At 42.6% G+C, this 17242-nt stretch carries 11 protein-coding genes; 6 read left to right on the forward strand and 5 right to left on the reverse strand.

The window, feature by feature from the left end:
* Both GX654_16700 and GX654_16705 read left to right on the forward strand, forming a co-directional pair.
* On the forward strand, positions 1 to 1344 hold a 1344-nt coding region (locus GX654_16700; protein NLD38501.1), incomplete at its 5' end, for an acyl-CoA carboxylase subunit beta.
* Positions 1345 to 1358: 14 nt separating this feature from the next.
* A complete protein-coding gene (locus GX654_16705; GenBank protein NLD38502.1) occupies positions 1359 to 2678 on the forward strand; it encodes an HDOD domain-containing protein in 1320 nt (439 codons plus the stop codon).
* A gap of 23 nt (positions 2679 to 2701) precedes the next feature.
* Here GX654_16705 and GX654_16710 read toward each other — a convergent pair whose 3' ends face one another.
* The 3 genes from GX654_16710 to fusA all read right to left on the reverse strand — a co-directional run bounded on the left by GX654_16710 (position 2702) and on the right by fusA (position 6134).
* On the reverse strand, positions 2702 to 3187 hold the full coding sequence (locus GX654_16710; GenBank protein ID NLD38503.1) for a cytochrome c3 family protein: 486 nt from the start codon (positions 3185 to 3187) through the stop codon (positions 2702 to 2704).
* A 320-nt stretch (positions 3188 to 3507) separates the two neighbouring features.
* On the reverse strand, positions 3508 to 4017 hold the full coding sequence (locus GX654_16715; protein NLD38504.1) for a MogA/MoaB family molybdenum cofactor biosynthesis protein: 510 nt from the start codon (positions 4015 to 4017) through the stop codon (positions 3508 to 3510).
* Positions 4018 to 4046: 29 nt separating this feature from the next.
* The gene (fusA, locus tag GX654_16720) at positions 4047 to 6134 is read right to left on the reverse strand and encodes an elongation factor G (GenBank protein ID NLD38505.1); all 2088 of its coding nucleotides are present in this window, start codon (positions 6132 to 6134) and stop codon (positions 4047 to 4049) included.
* A 259-nt stretch (positions 6135 to 6393) separates the two neighbouring features.
* On the opposite strand from fusA, the gene GX654_16725 reads away from it, so the two are divergent.
* The 4 genes from GX654_16725 to GX654_16740 all read left to right on the forward strand — a co-directional run bounded on the left by GX654_16725 (position 6394) and on the right by GX654_16740 (position 13333).
* Complete coding sequence (locus GX654_16725) at positions 6394 to 7380, forward strand: hypothetical protein (GenBank protein NLD38506.1); 987 nt, start codon at positions 6394 to 6396, stop codon at positions 7378 to 7380.
* Complete coding sequence (guaB, locus tag GX654_16730; protein ID NLD38507.1) at positions 7377 to 8846, forward strand: IMP dehydrogenase; 1470 nt, start codon at positions 7377 to 7379, stop codon at positions 8844 to 8846. The genes GX654_16725 and guaB overlap by 4 nt, the downstream gene beginning before the upstream one ends.
* Complete coding sequence (guaA, locus tag GX654_16735) at positions 8843 to 10399, forward strand: glutamine-hydrolyzing GMP synthase (GenBank protein NLD38508.1); 1557 nt, start codon at positions 8843 to 8845, stop codon at positions 10397 to 10399. The genes guaB and guaA overlap by 4 nt, the downstream gene beginning before the upstream one ends.
* 117 nt (positions 10400 to 10516) lie before the next feature.
* Positions 10517 to 13333, forward strand: coding sequence for a PAS domain S-box protein (locus GX654_16740; protein ID NLD38509.1), 2817 nt, complete (start codon positions 10517 to 10519; stop codon positions 13331 to 13333).
* A gap of 271 nt (positions 13334 to 13604) precedes the next feature.
* Here GX654_16740 and GX654_16745 read toward each other — a convergent pair whose 3' ends face one another.
* Both GX654_16745 and GX654_16750 read right to left on the reverse strand, forming a co-directional pair.
* Positions 13605 to 14669, reverse strand: coding sequence for a hypothetical protein (locus GX654_16745; protein ID NLD38510.1), 1065 nt, complete (start codon positions 14667 to 14669; stop codon positions 13605 to 13607).
* A 318-nt stretch (positions 14670 to 14987) separates the two neighbouring features.
* Positions 14988 to 17242 (reverse strand): tetratricopeptide repeat protein (locus tag GX654_16750; GenBank protein ID NLD38511.1); only part of this gene is annotated, 2255 nt, incomplete at its 5' end.

Here is a 17242-nt window from a genome sequence, read left to right on the forward strand (position 1 = left end):
AGCAGGGAATTCCTGGGCGATGGTGTGGTTACAGGTCATGGGACTGTTAATGGAAGGCAGGTATTTGTCTTTTCTCATGACATGACTGTTTTTGGAGGCAGCCTTTCAGAGACCTTTGCCGAAAAGATATGCAAGATTATGGATCTTGCAGTAAAAAATGGCGCCCCTGTTATCGGGTTCAATGATTCTGGGGGTGCAAGGATTCAGGAGGGTATTGAAAGCCTGGCAGGTTATTCTGATATCTTCTTAAGAAATGTAATGAGTTCAGGGGTTATACCCCAGATCTCGATTATTTTCGGGCCGTGCGCAGGCGGCGCTGTCTATTCTCCTGCTCTTACTGATTTTACAATAATGGTAAAGGAAAAAGGGTATATGTTTCTTACAGGGCCAAGGGTTATAAAGGCTGTTACTCACGAGAATGTCAGCACAGAAGACCTTGGAGGCGCCTATATTCATACGACCAGGAGCGGTGTTGCCCATCACGCTGTTTCATCGGATCACGAGGCTATAGAGTTTGTAAAGGATATGCTTTCATATTTTCCCCAGAACAACAGGGAAAACCCGCCTTTCATTGAGAGCAGTGATCCATCTGACAGGACAGACAAGGAGCTCAACAGGATCATACCGGAAATTTCCAGCAAGGTCTATGATATGAAACAGATCATAAAAATGACGGTTGATAGCTCAATATTTCTTGAGGTGCATGCAAAATATGCCACTAATCTTATAGTGGGGTTTGCAAGATATGGAGGGTTCCCGGTTGGTATTATTGCCAATCAGCCACGGTTTCTGGCTGGGGTGCTTGATAATAATGCATCTGTTAAGGGTGCAAGATTTGTGAGGTTTTGTGACTGTTTCAATATCCCGGTTATTACCTTTGTCGATGTTCCGGGTTTTCTTCCTGGAACAGCACAGGAGTATAACGGGATCATCAGGAACGGCGCAAAGATGCTTTATGCATACGCTGAGGCCACTGTACCTAAGGTTACTATCATTACTCGAAAGGCGTATGGCGGGGCATACTGCGTGATGTCATCAAAGCATTTAAGGGGTGATATAAACTATGCATGGCCTACAGCCGAAATAGCGGTTATGGGCGCAAAAGGCGCGGTTGAAGTACTCTATAACAACTATTACAGCGCAGACCATGACGTTTTTCTTGCAGAAAAAGAGAGGGAATACTCAGAACTGGTTGCCAACCCTATTGTTGCGGCAAAGCGTGGTTATATTGATGATATAATTGAGCCGGCCACTACCAGGCCAAGGGTTATTAATGCACTCAGGATGCTTAAGGATAAAATCGATACAAATCCGGTAAAGAAACATGGAAACATTCCTCTATAAAAAGGATATAATCTATGAAATTCCTTATTGTTGATGATGATTCAGTAAGCAGGCAGATATTGATAAAACTACTGTCTCAGTATGCGGAGTGCCATGAGGCCAAAAACGGTCTGGAGGCATTGTCAATCTACAGGAAGGGATGGGAAGACTGGGCGCCCTTTGATCTTTTAACCCTTGATATCTCAATGCCTGAGATGGATGGAAAAAAGGTATTGCAAACTATAAGGGCGCTTGAGAATGAAAAGAAGGTTCCAAAAGACAAGAGGGTCAAGATACTTATGTCTTCAAGCCAGAAAGACAGAGAGACTATTCTTGCATGTGTTCAGATGGGTTGTGATGATTACATTTCAAAACCCTTTGACAGGGAGATAATTCTGAAAAAACTGCACAAACTTGGTATCTCAACACCCGGAGAGGATACAAAGGTTGCAGGAGGCGAGCCCGTACAAAAGGATTCTGTATCTGAATTCAGGGATACTATTACTGAAGAAGATAAAAAAATGTTGAAGGAGAGCATCCAGAGGATTGTTCATAGATTCAAAACCGGGAATATAGAACTGCCCGTGCTCCCTCAGATCATTGATGATGTGAGAAAGGTGATGATTAGCCCTAACTCCACGATTGATGAGCTTGCAAAGGCCATTGAGAAGGACTCTGTCATATCTATCAGGATAATTGCAGGGGCAAATTCGCCTTTTTACAGGGGTGCAGAAAAGATAACTACCCTTGATAAGGCAATCATGAGGCTGGGTTTCAGGGAGACAGGGAGTATCGTTAATGCAATCACGAATAAAAATCTTTATGATACAAAGGACCCGGTGCTTCAGTCTCTTATGGAAAGACAGTGGATGCACTCCCTTGCCTCTGCCTATGGCGCAAAGAGCATTGCACAGAGGCTTCAGATTGATAAGGCGGATTATCTGTTTCTGCTGGGACTTACACACGATATCGGCATGGTGCTTTTGTTAAGGCATCTTGACAGCAGTTTTTTTGACAGTGATGCATCAAAGATAAATGAAATATACCCTGTTGCAAAAAAGGTTCATGCGGAGTTCGGCGCTGCCATAGTTAAAAGGTGGGGTTTCTCGGATGATTTTATAAAGATAATTCTTCTTCATGAGGGCCAGGGGTTTAATGCAAATACACCAAAAGAGGCGCTTATTGTAAATCTTGCCTTTAACATGGCATACAGGCTCGGATACGGGATATTTGATATTGAACCTGATCTGGCTAAGCTTGAATCCACAAGGCTGCTCAGTATAGGCCCTGATTCATTTGATGAAATTTTAAATGAGATAAAGGATAATATTACAGGGGCGTCAGATATATTCTGATACCCCTGTTATGGCAAATCAACTTATTGGGGGGTGATATTATGGCAGGTGGTACATTTCCTGTAGGCCAGGTTGTCATCCTTGAATATCCTTTTTTCATTATGGCAGACCTTGCAGTTTTTATGATACGCAGCCTGAAGCCCTGGCCTGTTCTCTATCTTTTCAAGAGGGTCATGACAATCTGAACATTTTTTTATCTCACCCCATGGAGACCAGATATTCTTACCATCTTTATAATCATGGTGACATTCCCAGCATGAGATCTTATAATCCCTGGCATGTTTCACATGTTCAAACCGGGACGGTCCTTTTCTGTCCGTCCTGTAGCCATTATTATCGATAATGATAATCTCATGGCTCTCTTTTATCTGTGTTAATTCTTCAGGCTCCTTTTTATCCAGGGCAGAGGTTGTTTTTGAAACTAAAATCATAAAACAGGCAGAAAAGACAAATAGAAATATGGCTGGAATATATATGCGGAAAAAAACCGGCTTGTGATCAATACTCATTACAGATTCTCCAGTATAGTTGGATTATGAAAAATTATTCAATGTGTTACCGGCTATTGGCAAAATTTATGTGCCGGAAAAACAGCGCAACCATACTAAATCTGTTTTAAAAATGATAGTATTTTTTAACACTGTTTTATTCTCTTTGGATTAGGGGAGGGGTCCCTGAGGGGAGAAAGGAGGGTGAAAAACTCAGGGACCGTGTGTGACAGGGATATCAAAGCCAACCCCCTGTCATGGCCTGAAATTAATCATTCAGACTGGATTTTCAATGACAGGTTTAAAACAAAATTATTTCTAATAATATCAATTTGATATAGCTATTTCATAGGGGAGGCGCAGTCAGCCGTGTCCCCTGAAAGTTTTGAAATGGCATGTTTGAGTGCGGGGAGTATAACAGCAAGGTTTTCCTTTACCCCTTTTGGGCTGCCGGGAAGGTTGACAATAAGGGTGCTGCCGCGTACACCGGCCATTGCCCTTGAGATCATTGCATGAGGGGTTTTTTTTAGGCTTTCCGCCCTCATTGCCTCGGCCATGCCGGGCACCTCAAAATCCATGACCTTTAACATGGCCTTAGGGGTAACATCTGTTGGACTTAAACCGGTTCCGCCTGAAGTAACAATGAGCGAAAGTTTTTTGATGTCGCACCAATCCTTTATGGCCCTTGTTATATCTTCTACCTTATCAGGGACGATTTTATATTCGGCTATCTCAAAACCGTCCGCTTCAAGCATATGGCTGGCAAGCGCTCCGCTTTCATCAACCCTTTCACCGCGGGAGCCCTTATCACTCATGGTAAGAACACCCGCTTTAAACCTGATCTCTTCCATTATATTCTAAATTTCCTGTGGACTTCTTATTATTCTACTTCTGCTTCCTTCTTATGCTCGGCTATTATCTTATCCATCAGGCTTGCAGGCACTTCATCATAGTGGGAATGCTCCACCCTGAATGAACCCCTTCCTGCGGTTATTGCATTGAGGTCAAGAGCATATTTAAGTATTTCAGACATGGGCGCCTGTGCCTTGATAACCTGGTATTTCCCTTCGCTGTCCATACCAAGCACCCTGCCTCTTCTGCTGTTAAGGTCACCCATTACATCGCCCATGTATTCTTCAGGGACTATTACCTCCAGCTTCATTATGGGTTCAAGCAGGATAGGCGTGGCCTCCTCAACACCCTTTCTAAAGCACATGAGAGCTGCAATCTTAAAGGCCATTTCTGATGAGTCAACTTCATGTGATTTGCCGTCATAAAACCTTACCCTTAAGTCCACAACAGGAAATCCTGCCAGACTGCCTTTTATGATGGCCTCATGAAGGCCCTTTTCAACGGCAGGGACAAAGTTCCTTGGCACGTTCATACCTACCAGGGCTTCATCAAACTCGAAACCTTCACCTCTCTCTTTTGGGAAGAGGTCAAAATGCACCTCTGCAAACTGGCCGCGGCCGCCCGACTGTTTCTTATGGCGGTAGACTATTCCCTTTGCCGCCTTTTTAATGGTTTCCCTGTAGGGCACCTTTACCGGTTTAAGGTTTACCTCAACACCAAACTTGCGGCTCAATTTTTCACAGGTGGTTTCAAGGTGAATCTGTCCTGTGCCTGATACTATTATATCGGCTGTTGTCTGGTCTCTTTCAAGCCTCAGGGTCGGGTCTTCTTCGAGAAGCCTGGTAAGTGAAGAGTACAGCTTGTCTTCAGCGCCGGCATTTTTGGCCTCAACTGCATATGAGATCACAGGACGAAGCGGTTCGGTAGCCTTGTAAATAATCGGGTTGTTTTCTATACAGAGCGTATCGCCGGTCATGGTCTCCCTGAGTTTTGCAAGCGCTATAATATCTCCTGCAATGGCCTTATCAACCGCCTGCTGTTTCTTGCCCTCCATAACATAGAGTGAACCGAGTTTTTCCTTTGTATCCTTTGTGGAGTTATACACGGTTGAATCCGAATCAACAGTACCTGAGATCACCTTTATTATACTGAGTTTGCCTGCAAACGGGTCTGCAAGGGTCTTAAAAACAAGAGCTGAGAAAGGTTCATCTTCTGTAGATTTTCTTTTGATGGTCTCTTCTGATCTTGGTTTTTTACCCTCTTTGGCCGTCCCGTCAGATGGGCCTGGAAACCCCTGGACAATAAGGTCCATAAGCTGTGTAACGCCGATGTTGCCTGTTGCAGAACCACACAGAACCGGGATAATATGACCTGATTTAACCCCTTCATAAAAGGTCTTTTCTATTTCCTTTGGGTCAAGTTCCTGGCCTTCAAGGTATTTCTCCATGAGTTCGTCATTGGCCTCTACTGTATTTTCAATCATCTGCTCACGCCATTCATCTATCGTGTCAGCCATGTCAGCAGGGATATCCGCCTGGTCGGACTTTCCTGAACCATCTTTGCTGGATATGAATGCCTTCATCTTTATCATATCAGCAACGCCTGAAAAATTATCCTCTGCACCGATAGGCAGGAACACAGGTGTTATTTTAACATCAAATGCTTTATTTACCTCTTCAACCACCTTGTAAAAGTCAGCCCGCTCTTTATCCATCTTATTTATGAAAATAAGCTTTGGGATATTCCTCTCTGTTACAAACTGCCATACCTTTTCTGTTCCTATTTTTATACCTGCTGTTGCGTCAATAACAATGACAGCGCCGTCAGCTGCCTGTAAAGCGGCCTTTGAGTCTGATAAAAAGTTATCATCACCGGGTGTGTCTATGATATTTACATAATGCTTTTTCCAGTCAAAGTGATGGAAAGATGTGCTGATAGTAATTTTTCTCTTGATCTCTTCAGGTTCATAATCCATGTTTGAACTGCCGTCATCCACTCGACCTAGTCTGTTTGTAGATTTACCGTTCAGAAGCATGGCCTCTGCAAGTGAAGTTTTTCCTGAACTAACATGGGCTAATAGTGCGACATTCTTTAGTTGTTCTGTTTTTCTTTCCATCTATCAGATTCCTTTCATTTTTCAGGCTAGAGTGTTATTACTTCAAGAGGAAGAAAAATTACACTAACAAGGGAAAAAGTCAAGCTCCAATTCTGTTATATGTATTACAATTTAAAAAATTAATCTTTCTGTTTAGTTTGACAGGAAAATTAGAAATTTATGTTTTTTTAACCCTCTTTTATTGAGGTTTATAGCTTTATGATCTTGTAAAAAATAGACTGTTCTGATATGTTTTTCCACTTTATTTTGAAAGGTCAGGATGTTGTTTGAAAAGATTGGCTTTGCACCTTCAGAAGAGGGAAAATATATAGCATCAATAGATTTCGGGAGCCATACCGCAAGGTTTCTTTTGGGCCAAACCTGTGCCCCCCCAGAATTTTTCAGGCATGTAGTTCGAAAAAGGGTTTATACCAATCTGGCAGAGGGATTTCCCCGGGATGGCGCTGGGGTTATCAATGAAAAGGCAATGGAGAGGGCAGTCCATGCCATCACTCATTTTACATCCATTGCACATGGATACCCTATTAGCTATATAGCAGGAGCTGCAACTGGGATTATGAGGAGGGCAGAAAACGGCCTTGAACTGTTGGAGCGGATCAAAGAGCGAACAGGCGTTGATATAAATGTTATAAAGGGTGAAGACGAGGCAGCCCTTACATTAATGGGGATATCCCATGCCCTGAAGCTTAACGGGTCTCCTGATGCCTTTTTTGATCTGGGTGGGGCAACTACTGAAATAATCATTTATAGTAGAGGTCATAAAAAGGTTTACTCTTTTCCTCTTGGGGCCTTTGTTCTGACAGAGCAGTATCTTAAACATGATCCTCCCCTGGAGGAAGAAATAAATAAGTTAAAACTATATGTTGATAGCATTATTTTAGATAATGTGTCATCCTTAAAAAAAACAGGCGCTGATATTCTCCTGATAGGTTCTGGCGGAACAGTAACATCCCTGATGGCTTTAGCACTGGATATTGATGAGGAAGAGGTATCCCCTGACAGGATAAACGGTGCAATCCTTGAAATGGATATGGTAAAATCGATCTACAGCATGGTAAGGCCAATGTCCATTACTGAAAGGCTAAGGATCAAGGGTATTGATGAAGGCAGGGCAGCGGTAATCTTAAGCGGTGTTATTGCAGTAATGTCCATTATGGAATTTTTTAATTCAGACAGTCTGACTGTAAGTTATTCAGACATACTTGAAGGTTTAATAATATCTCATTTAAAGGGAGCAAAAAGATGAACAAGACTAATAAGATTAGATTCGGATATACCTTTGACGATCTTATCCTTATCCCGGATGAATCCAGCGTACTGCCTGATCAGGTTGATGTGAGGACCAGGCTATCTAAAAATATAACACTCAATATACCACTGGTAAGCGCTGCCATGGACACGGTAACAGAATCGGATACCGCCATTACCATGGCAAGGCAGGGGGGCATGGGTTTTATACATAAAAATATGAGCATTGAGCGCCAGGCCATTGAGGTGGAAAAGGTTAAAAAATCAGAGAGCGGGATGATTGTTAACCCTATTACAATAGAACCTGACAGGAAGATATATGAAGTCCTTGAGATAATGAACCAGTATAAGATATCAGGCGTCCCTGTTGTAAAGCATGGCAATCTGGTAGGTATCATTACAAACAGGGACTTAAGGTTTGCAGTGGACATGAATGCAAATGTATCTGACGTGATGACCAAGGATAATCTTGCTACAGCAAAGGTGGGGATTACCCTTGAGGAATCAAAGGCCATTTTACACGAAAGACGCATAGAAAAACTTCTTGTTGTTGATGATTCAGGCAAACTTCAGGGGCTTATAACCATTAAGGATATAGAGAAGATCAAGAAATACCCCAATTCATGCAAGGATAAACTGGGAAGGCTTCGGGTAGGGGCTGCTGTGGGCGTAGGGCCTGATATGCCTGACAGGGTGCAGAAACTCATTGAGGCGGATGTTGATGCCATTGTTGTTGATACTGCCCACGGCCATTCAATGAATGTTCTTAAGACTATAGAGAAGATAAAACAGAGATGGAGCAGCCTTGAACTGATAGCCGGAAATGTGGCAACACCTGAGGGCACAAAGGCGCTCATAGATCACGGGGTTGATGCGGTTAAGATTGGTGTGGGGCCTGGCTCCATATGTACAACAAGAATAGTCGCTGGCGTTGGCGTACCCCAGATGACAGCCATTATGGAATGTACCGAAGAGGCTGCAAAATATGATATACCGATTATCGCTGATGGCGGTGTTAAATATTCCGGCGATATTACAAAGGCCATTGCAGGCGGGGCCGATACTATCATGATAGGGAGCCTCTTTGGAGGCACTGAAGAGAGCCCCGGTGAAACAATATTGTTTCAGGGCAGAACCTACAAGGTTTACAGGGGCATGGGCTCAATCGAGGCCATGAAGGAGGGAAGCAAAGACCGCTATTTCCAGGCTGATGTAAAGACAGAGAACAAACTTGTGCCTGAAGGCGTAGTGGGCAGGGTGCCATACAGGGGGCCACTCTCTGCCGTGATCTACCAGCTTATAGGGGGGGTAAGGTCAGGCATGGGATACCTCGGGTGTAAAGATATAAAGACCCTCCAGGAAAAGGCCAGATTCATGCAGGTCACAACTGCCGGGTTGAGAGAGGCGCATGTGCATGATGTTGATATTATTAAAGAGGCCCCGAACTACAGGGTAGAGTTATGAGCAACGGGATCTATGAAAATAAGGTACTGATACTTGACTTTGGTTCACAGTATACTCAGTTAATAGCGAGAAGGGTAAGGGAGGCGCAGGTCTACTGCGAGATCCACCCCTTTAACCTTTCCATAGAAAAGATAAAGGAGTTTGCTCCAAAGGGGATAATCATGTCTGGCGGGCCGGCAGATGTCTTTGCACAGGATGCCCCCCTTTCCGATAAAAAGATAATAGTGCTTGGTATCCCCATTCTTGGTATCTGTTATGGCATGCAGTTTATGACTCAGGTGCTTGGCGGTGTGGTCGGCAGGGCAGAGACAAGGGAATACGGCAATGCCATGATAAAGATCCTGGATGATTCAGACCTGTTTCACTCCTTTGAAAAAGAGAGGGATGAAAAGGTCTGGATGAGTCATGGGAACCGTATTGATGTGGTGCCAGAGGGTTTCAGGGCGATTGCCAGCAGCCAGAGCAGCCCGGTAGCGGCAATGGCAGACTCAAAAAGGAGGCTCTTTGGGGTACAGTTTCACCCTGAGGTTGCCCATACCCCAAACGGGCTCAAAATCCTGAATAATTTTCTCTTCAGGATATGCGGGTGCAAACCATCATGGACAATGGAGTCCTTTGTTAAGCAGACAGTGAAGATACTTCAGGATAAGATTGGTAATGAACGTGTTGTATGCGGCCTGTCCGGTGGGGTTGATTCTACTGTTACTGCTGTTCTTTTAAACAGGGCAATAGGCGACAGGCTGATATGCATATTTGTGGATAATGGGCTTTTAAGGAAGAATGAAAGCAGCGAGGTTATGGACCTCTTTAAGGACAGGTATAATATGAACATCAACCTTGTTGATGCCTCTGAGCTGTTTCTAACCAAACTTGATGGTGTTACAGACCCTGAAAAAAAGAGAAAGATCATAGGCCATGAATTTATTTCTGTATTTGAAAAAAAGGCAAGGGAGCTTGGCAACATAAAGTACCTGGCGCAGGGTACACTGTACCCGGATGTAATAGAGAGCGTTTCATTCAAGGGGCCATCCGCCACAATCAAGAGCCATCACAATGTAGGGGGACTCCCTGATAAGATGAACATGTCACTTGTTGAACCTTTAAGAGAGCTTTTCAAGGATGAGGTGCGCCTTTTAGGCAGGGAGCTTGGTCTACCCGGTGAGCTTGTTCTAAGGCAGCCTTTTCCAGGGCCAGGTCTTGCTGTAAGGGTATTGGGCGAAATCACAAAGGAGAGGCTTGATATCCTGCGCGAAGCAGATGCCATAGTAATAGAAGAGATCAGGTCAGCGGGCCTGTATGAAAAGGTGTGGCAGTCATTTGCAGTGCTCCTGCCTGTAAAGACTGTTGGTGTTATGGGTGATGAGAGGACATATGAAAATGTTATTGCGGTCAGGGTGGTGGACAGCCTTGACGCCATGACGGCCGACTGGACGCGTATGCCCTATGATGTTCTTGAAAAGATTTCCAACCGGATAATAAACAGTGTGCGTGGAGTAAACAGGGTTGTATATGATATCTCCTCAAAACCCCCAAGCACGATAGAGTGGGAGTAGATTTATTTAGAGACATACTGGATAAGCCGTATTTACTATTATATGCATTTCAAAGTGTTTTGTTTCTTATGGTGGAAATCTTCCATCAGGTTTTAACAGTTAAGCCTTTGGAGCATTATGGGTAATAAAAAAGACAAACCCGCGGTTGTTGGGGGCAATGATGACCTGGCTCAGCCTAATGCTCTTGCAGGGGTGAAAGACCTTCTTAAAGAGTGCAAAAAGGAGCTTTTTGATAGCAGGGAAAGGCTCAACAGGGTCATGGCCATAAAAAACGAGGGGATCTGGGACTGGAATCTTAAAAGCAATCTGACCTCCTTTGATGACATCTATTATAGTATGGCAGGATATGAACCACAGGGATTTCCGCAGGACTTTAATTCCTGGAAAGAGCGTGTTCACCCTGATGATCAGCCTTTAGCTGAGAGCGCCATAAATGGCTACCTGTCAGGGCAATCAGAGATGTTTGATGTTGAATTCCGTTTCAGGCGTAAAGATGACTCCTGGATGTGGATACAGGGGCTGGGTAAGATTGTTGAATGGGATGAAAAGGGAAATCCTGTTCGCATGATGGGCACACATACAGATATTACAAGACGCAGGATTGCAGAGGATGCACTCAGGGATAGTGAAAAAAAACATCGCCAACTCTTTGAAACAATGTCATCAGGCGTAATTTATCAGGATATTGAAGGCCATATAACATCAGCCAACCCTGCTGCAGAAAAAATTCTCGGGCTAAACTTTGAAAATATGAGAGGGAGAACATCAAAAGACCCAAGGTGGAGAATGATTTCTGAAGAGGGCGCCTGTGTGCCAGATCTGGAGCACCCAGCTATGATAGCGCTTGCAACAGGAAAGAGGGTAGGGCCTGTGATAAGGGGGGTGTATATCCCTGAAAAGGGTCAGTATATATGGATTTATATAACCGCTATTCCAGTATATCAGCCTGAAGAAACAAAACCATCTCAGGTTTATGCCATATTTGATGACATAACTCAAAGAAAACGCGATCAAGATGCCCTGAAGGATGGCCGGAAGCGGATGGCCGGTATTCTTCAGGGTACCAATGCCGGCACCTGGGAATGGAATGTGCAGACAGGTGAGATCATCTACAACGAACGATGGGCAGAGATAATAGGTTATACACTTGAAGAAATATCCCCAGTTTCCACCAAGACATTTGAGATGTTCTGTAACCCTGATGACCTGAAGGCAGCAAACATCAAGCTTAAAAGACATTTTAACAGAGAGATAGATTATTATGAGTCTGAATCAAGAATGATGCATAAAGATGGCCACTGGGTCTGGGTTGTTGACAGGGGAAAGGTTGTAACATGGTCGAATGATGGTGAACCCCTGATGATGATGGGTACTCATCAGGATATTACTGAAAAAAAACTGGCAGAGGAACATATCGCTCTTCTCGCACAGATGGTTGATATAGCCCCTGGTGCAATAACTGTACATGATTTTAATGGGAACACCTTTTATGCAAATCAGCGCGCATTTGAGATGCACGGTTATACAAAAGAAGAATTGATGGTACTCAATCTAAAAGATATCGAAACCCCGGAAAGTGCCGAATTGATTAAACCCCGAATGAAAGTGGTCATTGATAAAGGGGAGACAAGTTTTGAGGTGATGCATCGTCGCAAGGATGGAACCACATTTCCCGGGCACGTACACATAAAAAAGATAGAATGGGAAGGTAAACCGGCCATCCTGAGCATCACCCTTGACCTGACAGAAAAAAAAGAGGCTGAAGAAAGGCATGATAAACTACAGGCACAGTTCAATCAGGCCCAGAAAATGGAATCTGTTGGCAGGCTTGCAGGCGGAGTTGCACATGACTTTAACAATATGCTTAATGTTATTATGGGGCATGCAGAGCTGACCTTGATTCAAATAAAACCTGAAGACCCCTTACATGAAAGTATTGAAGAGATAATGAAAGCGGCAAAACGCTCAGCAGACCTTACCCGGCAATTGCTGGCCTTTGCCCGCAAGCAGACTATTTCGCCAAGGGTGATTGATCTGAACAGCACAATAGAGGGTACACTCAAGATGTTGAGGAGAATTATCGGGGAGGATATTGAGCTGATATGGAAGCCTGAAAATAACCTGTGGCCAGTAATGATAGACCCTTCACAGATGGATCAGATTCTGGCTAATCTCTGCGTGAATGCCCGTGATGCGATAAATTCAGGAGGAAAAATAATTATTGAGACTGACAAAGTTTTTTTTGATGAGGACTACTGTATCATTCATGATGGGTTACCCCCAGGTAAATATGTGCTTTTTTCAGTAAGTGACAATGGGTGCGGCATGAATCAAGAAACAATGTCTCACCTGTTTGAACCATTTTTTACAACAAAAAAAACAGGCGCTGGTACAGGACTTGGGCTTGCCACTGTTTACGGGGCAGTAAAACAGAATAATGGTTACATAAACGTATACAGTGAACCTAGTGTTGGCACAACAGTAAGGATCTATTTGCCCGGTATTGCGGATAAAGATATGAGTGAGGCAAGGGAGAATATATCTGAGCCGGTTACAGGCGGTAATGAGGTGATCCTGCTGGTAGAAGATGAGCCTGCCATATTAAGGCTCACTAGGCGGATGCTTGAGGGAATGGGTTATACTGTTATTTCGGCAGGAAGCCCGGGCGAGGCAATATCAGTTGCACGAGGATATCCTGGAAATATTGATTTGCTCATAACTGATGTTGTAATGCCAGAGATGAACGGGCGTGAGCTAGCAAAGAATATTCTCTCATTGTATCCTGACATAAAAAGATTATACATGTCCGGTTATACAGCCGATGTAATTGCATACCACGGTGTGTTGGATGAGGGTGTACATTTCATACAGAAGCCTTTTATGATAAAGGATTTTGCAGCAAAAATAAGGGAGATACTTCTAAAAAAGCAGTAGAGACAGGTTTTAAACCTGTCGCGATACAGCAGTGCTGGGTTTAAAAATAATTGGTGTTTATCAGACCTACACATTTGACAGAAATATACTTGTACCTTGAAAGTGTGTCAAATATGTAGGCATGATTGATTGCTTCGCTTTATATAGAGTCCAGGAAGAGATACAGCAGATAGACTGATACCTCATCAGTCTTGCAGGTTGGGTTTAAACCCCAACCTGCATAATTGAAATTTTAGACCTGCTGAGGCACATCCTTCATATCTTAAAAAAGTTACTGTAAAGTGGCCACATATATTCCGGAATCATAGCATCCAGCATAGAGTTTTGTGCTTGAACTGTTTAAACAAAAACTTGATATTGTTTTATCAGTAAGCCCAACAAAATCAAATGAGGCCCCAGTATCAACTGATAAAAATGCGCCTCCTCCTGAAATATTATGAGTGCCTCCAAAAAATCTTTCCGGATACTCTTTATCAATCAATAAAGTAGACCAGAAATCATTATTCAGATATTCCCATGAGTCACCGGAATCAGATAATTTATAAAGCCCTGATCCCTCTGTTAGGGCATATGCTTCCAGGGTCTCAGGATGAACTTGAATTTTTATAACATGCCAGGGTAAATTCGCTGATATCTCTTCCCAGGTTTCTCCGCCATCAGCGGATCTTAAAAAAGGAGGATTGTAGGGCTGAGGGTGGTCATAAATTTCTGTTGCTACATATAAAACGCCGCTATCCGGGTCTTCTTCTATATCCCAGCATATTAATCCTGATTCAGGGACATTAAATGAATAATAACTCCAGTTTTCTCCAAGGTCAGTGGATTTATAAATACCATTTGGTGTATTACTATACTCCCAATGCAACCCTAAAAAAACAGCCCCATCAATTGAGCTGATATGCATTGAATAAATTGAACTTTCAGCAGTAAAAATCTGTTCCCATGAGATACCTTTATTTTCTGATCTATAAACTTTGTCTCTGGAGCTGCAATATATTCTGGAGGGGTAATCAGGGTCTATTGCAAACCCGAATGTAAAATCGCTTAAATGGTTTTCCCAGGTATTCCCTCCATTCCTGGTAATATATATTCCATTCCACGAAGTTACATACCATATATTTTCATTTTCAGGGTCAATGTGTATCTCATAAATATCTGGATCACCCATTGGAGCCGCTGCAAACTGCCAATGCAGTTCAATTTTATCGTCTGTGTCACCTTCATCGACAACGCCTCCGCCGCCATCTCCATTACAGCTGATAAGTCCTAAAGCCAATACAAATGTAAGGAAGAAATAACGCAGCAGTTCAAAAAAAATCTTTTTAATTGTACTCATGGTTTACCCCTTCTAATTAATTGTGGTCAGCATAGCAATATCTGTAAGGCTGTTAGGTCATCAGGTTTTAAGGCTCAACCATATAACGCCCTGCTATCCAAAATACTTAGAAAACACTATCTGAAGAATTTGAAAGGCCGCCATTACAAACCGTGTTGTATCAGGGGCCGGAATTTACTGTAACTTTAGTGCAAAACACTATATATGTACACTTCATAAAATTTACGGATTATTTACAGTAAAAAACTGCACTTAATAAAACCTGCAAGCTCCTGATTCGATATAAAAGAGGGGTTATGCATTTATTTACCCCCGGAATTATTCTCGTACATTGGGGATGCCGGGTAAAATACTAGGTTCAATCTCCTTGGGAAGACTATCGTAATTTAGAATTTTCTTAAGCTGGTGATAAGCAGAAGATACAGGGGAAGGAGACCCTTCCCAATAGCCTGGTCGATTTATTGGTACATGCAAATAGTAGTATTCGTTACTGTACTTCTTTGTCATATTTAAATCGTTTTTATATTCAACCTCATTGCCCATTTTGCGGTATATCTCAGATCTGTATAGATAGGCTAATGCATTATTCGGATCTTTTTCTATAACCCTGCTGAAATCAGAAATAGCTTTATCAAGCTGGCCTTTCTTTTCATAAGCCAGCCCTCTATTGATGTAGCTGGCAAGTGATTCAAGAACCATGTTTCTTGATAATAAACCTTCAAACATCTGTGATTCTGGGCCAAAAGTATAGTGGAAATAACTAGAATTACTATTTGTGCTATTAATAATACGAGAATTTAAGTCCTGTCCCGCTTTTGAATAAAATATCGGGTTGATAAATGCATCAGGTCTTTCAGATATTATTTCTATAGCCTTGCTATAATCATTTATAGCTTTATCAAGTTCACCAATTTCTCCATATACCCTCCCCCGGTTGTTATACGCATTGATAAGATCAGGGTTTATCTCCAGTGCCTTGCTATAATCATTAATCGCCTGCCTGTATTCACCGTCACTGTAATATGCATTGCCGCGAAGCAGGTAAGTACCGGCATCTGGGCCATCCAGGTCAAGAACCTTTGAAAAGTCTTCAATAGCCTTGCTGAATTTTCTACCATATTGAAATTGGAGATGTGCGATACCTCTGCTTAAATATGCTAATGAGTATTGGGGATCTATTTTAATAGCCCTGGTATAATCGGCAATGGCCTGTGGATATGATTGTTTTGCTAAATAGGCATTGCCCCGGTTGATATACGCATAAATATTTTCAGGATCAATCTTTATGGCTTTTTTATAATCCTTTATAGCCTTTTTAAAGAATTGATCGGCCTGTTTATCTCTCTTCATGCGCTGTTTATATTCATCCTTATTAGCCCATGCCGTTCCCTGGTCTATGTATTCACTCCTGTTCGCATAGTATTCTTTCCAGATATTCACATATGCCAGCCCTCGGATGTTGTAAGCTGCAGCATCATCAGGGTATATCTCTATCGCCTTCGTGTAATCATTTACAGCCTGTTCATAATCCTGTTTATCCATATATAGGTTACCGCGAAGAAGATACAGCCCGGCATCAGAACCATTCACCTCTATTTGCCTGCTTAAATCTGTAATTGCAGTACCAATATCCACTTTTTTTGGATCATTTGAGGCATCTTCAGGTGTGACATTTGAAATCGCATTATCGGGGACTGTGGCTGAGTGCAGATTGGGGCCTTCCGCGGTTTCATTTTGTGTCAGTGCTATGTTATCTTCTACGACATTCATTAATGCTGGTTCATCGTAAGATTGGACATCGACTATATCAATTGGCTTTTCTATCTTATTCATGGCATTCATATCAACAGATGCTATGACCATTACCGGCTCTTTATTCTCCTGGGTCTGTATGTCTAATAATTCTTTCTGAGGCGTTGTTTTAGTGATTAGTATTGGCTGCGACATATCCGGTTCATCAACTGCTTTTGGTTCTGGTATATTTTCCTTTGCAGGTTTCTGATCCTCATATGTTGTTGTAACCGTATTTATCTCTTTAAGTGGTTCCTGTGACACTGATTCAGTATCATCACTTTTCACCGCACTAACCCGTGCATGAATGCCTGCAATGCTGAAGGTCAGAACAGATATACACACAAATACTATTGTCTTAAAACTCAACCTTGTATTCATGGCATTACTCCTTTTCTTTGACAGGATCTGCTCCACTCTTTTAATAAGGTTAAAACCTTTCCCGGCCATACCAGAGGCAAATGGTATATTGCTTATTAATGATACCTTTTCTGCCAGATTCATAAGGCATCTTGAGTAATCCCCTGGAGAAAGCTCATTTAATACATAATTATCAGATACCTCTTCCCTTGCCTGTTCATGCTCTTTGTTAATGATGTACACAAACGGGTTCCACCAGTGAAAGGTTATTACAAATCGTTTGATAATCCCTGTAACCTGGTCATAATGGTATATATGCGCCATCTCATGCAGAAGGATGCTCTTAAGCTCATTGTCTGTTAATGTGGTAAATAGCTTTTCAGGGATAATGATAGCAGGATGTATAAACCCTATTGCCATTG

Source organism: Desulfatiglans sp. (assembly GCA_012513605.1).
GTDB lineage: Bacteria > Desulfobacterota > DSM-4660 > Desulfatiglandales > HGW-15 > JAAZBV01.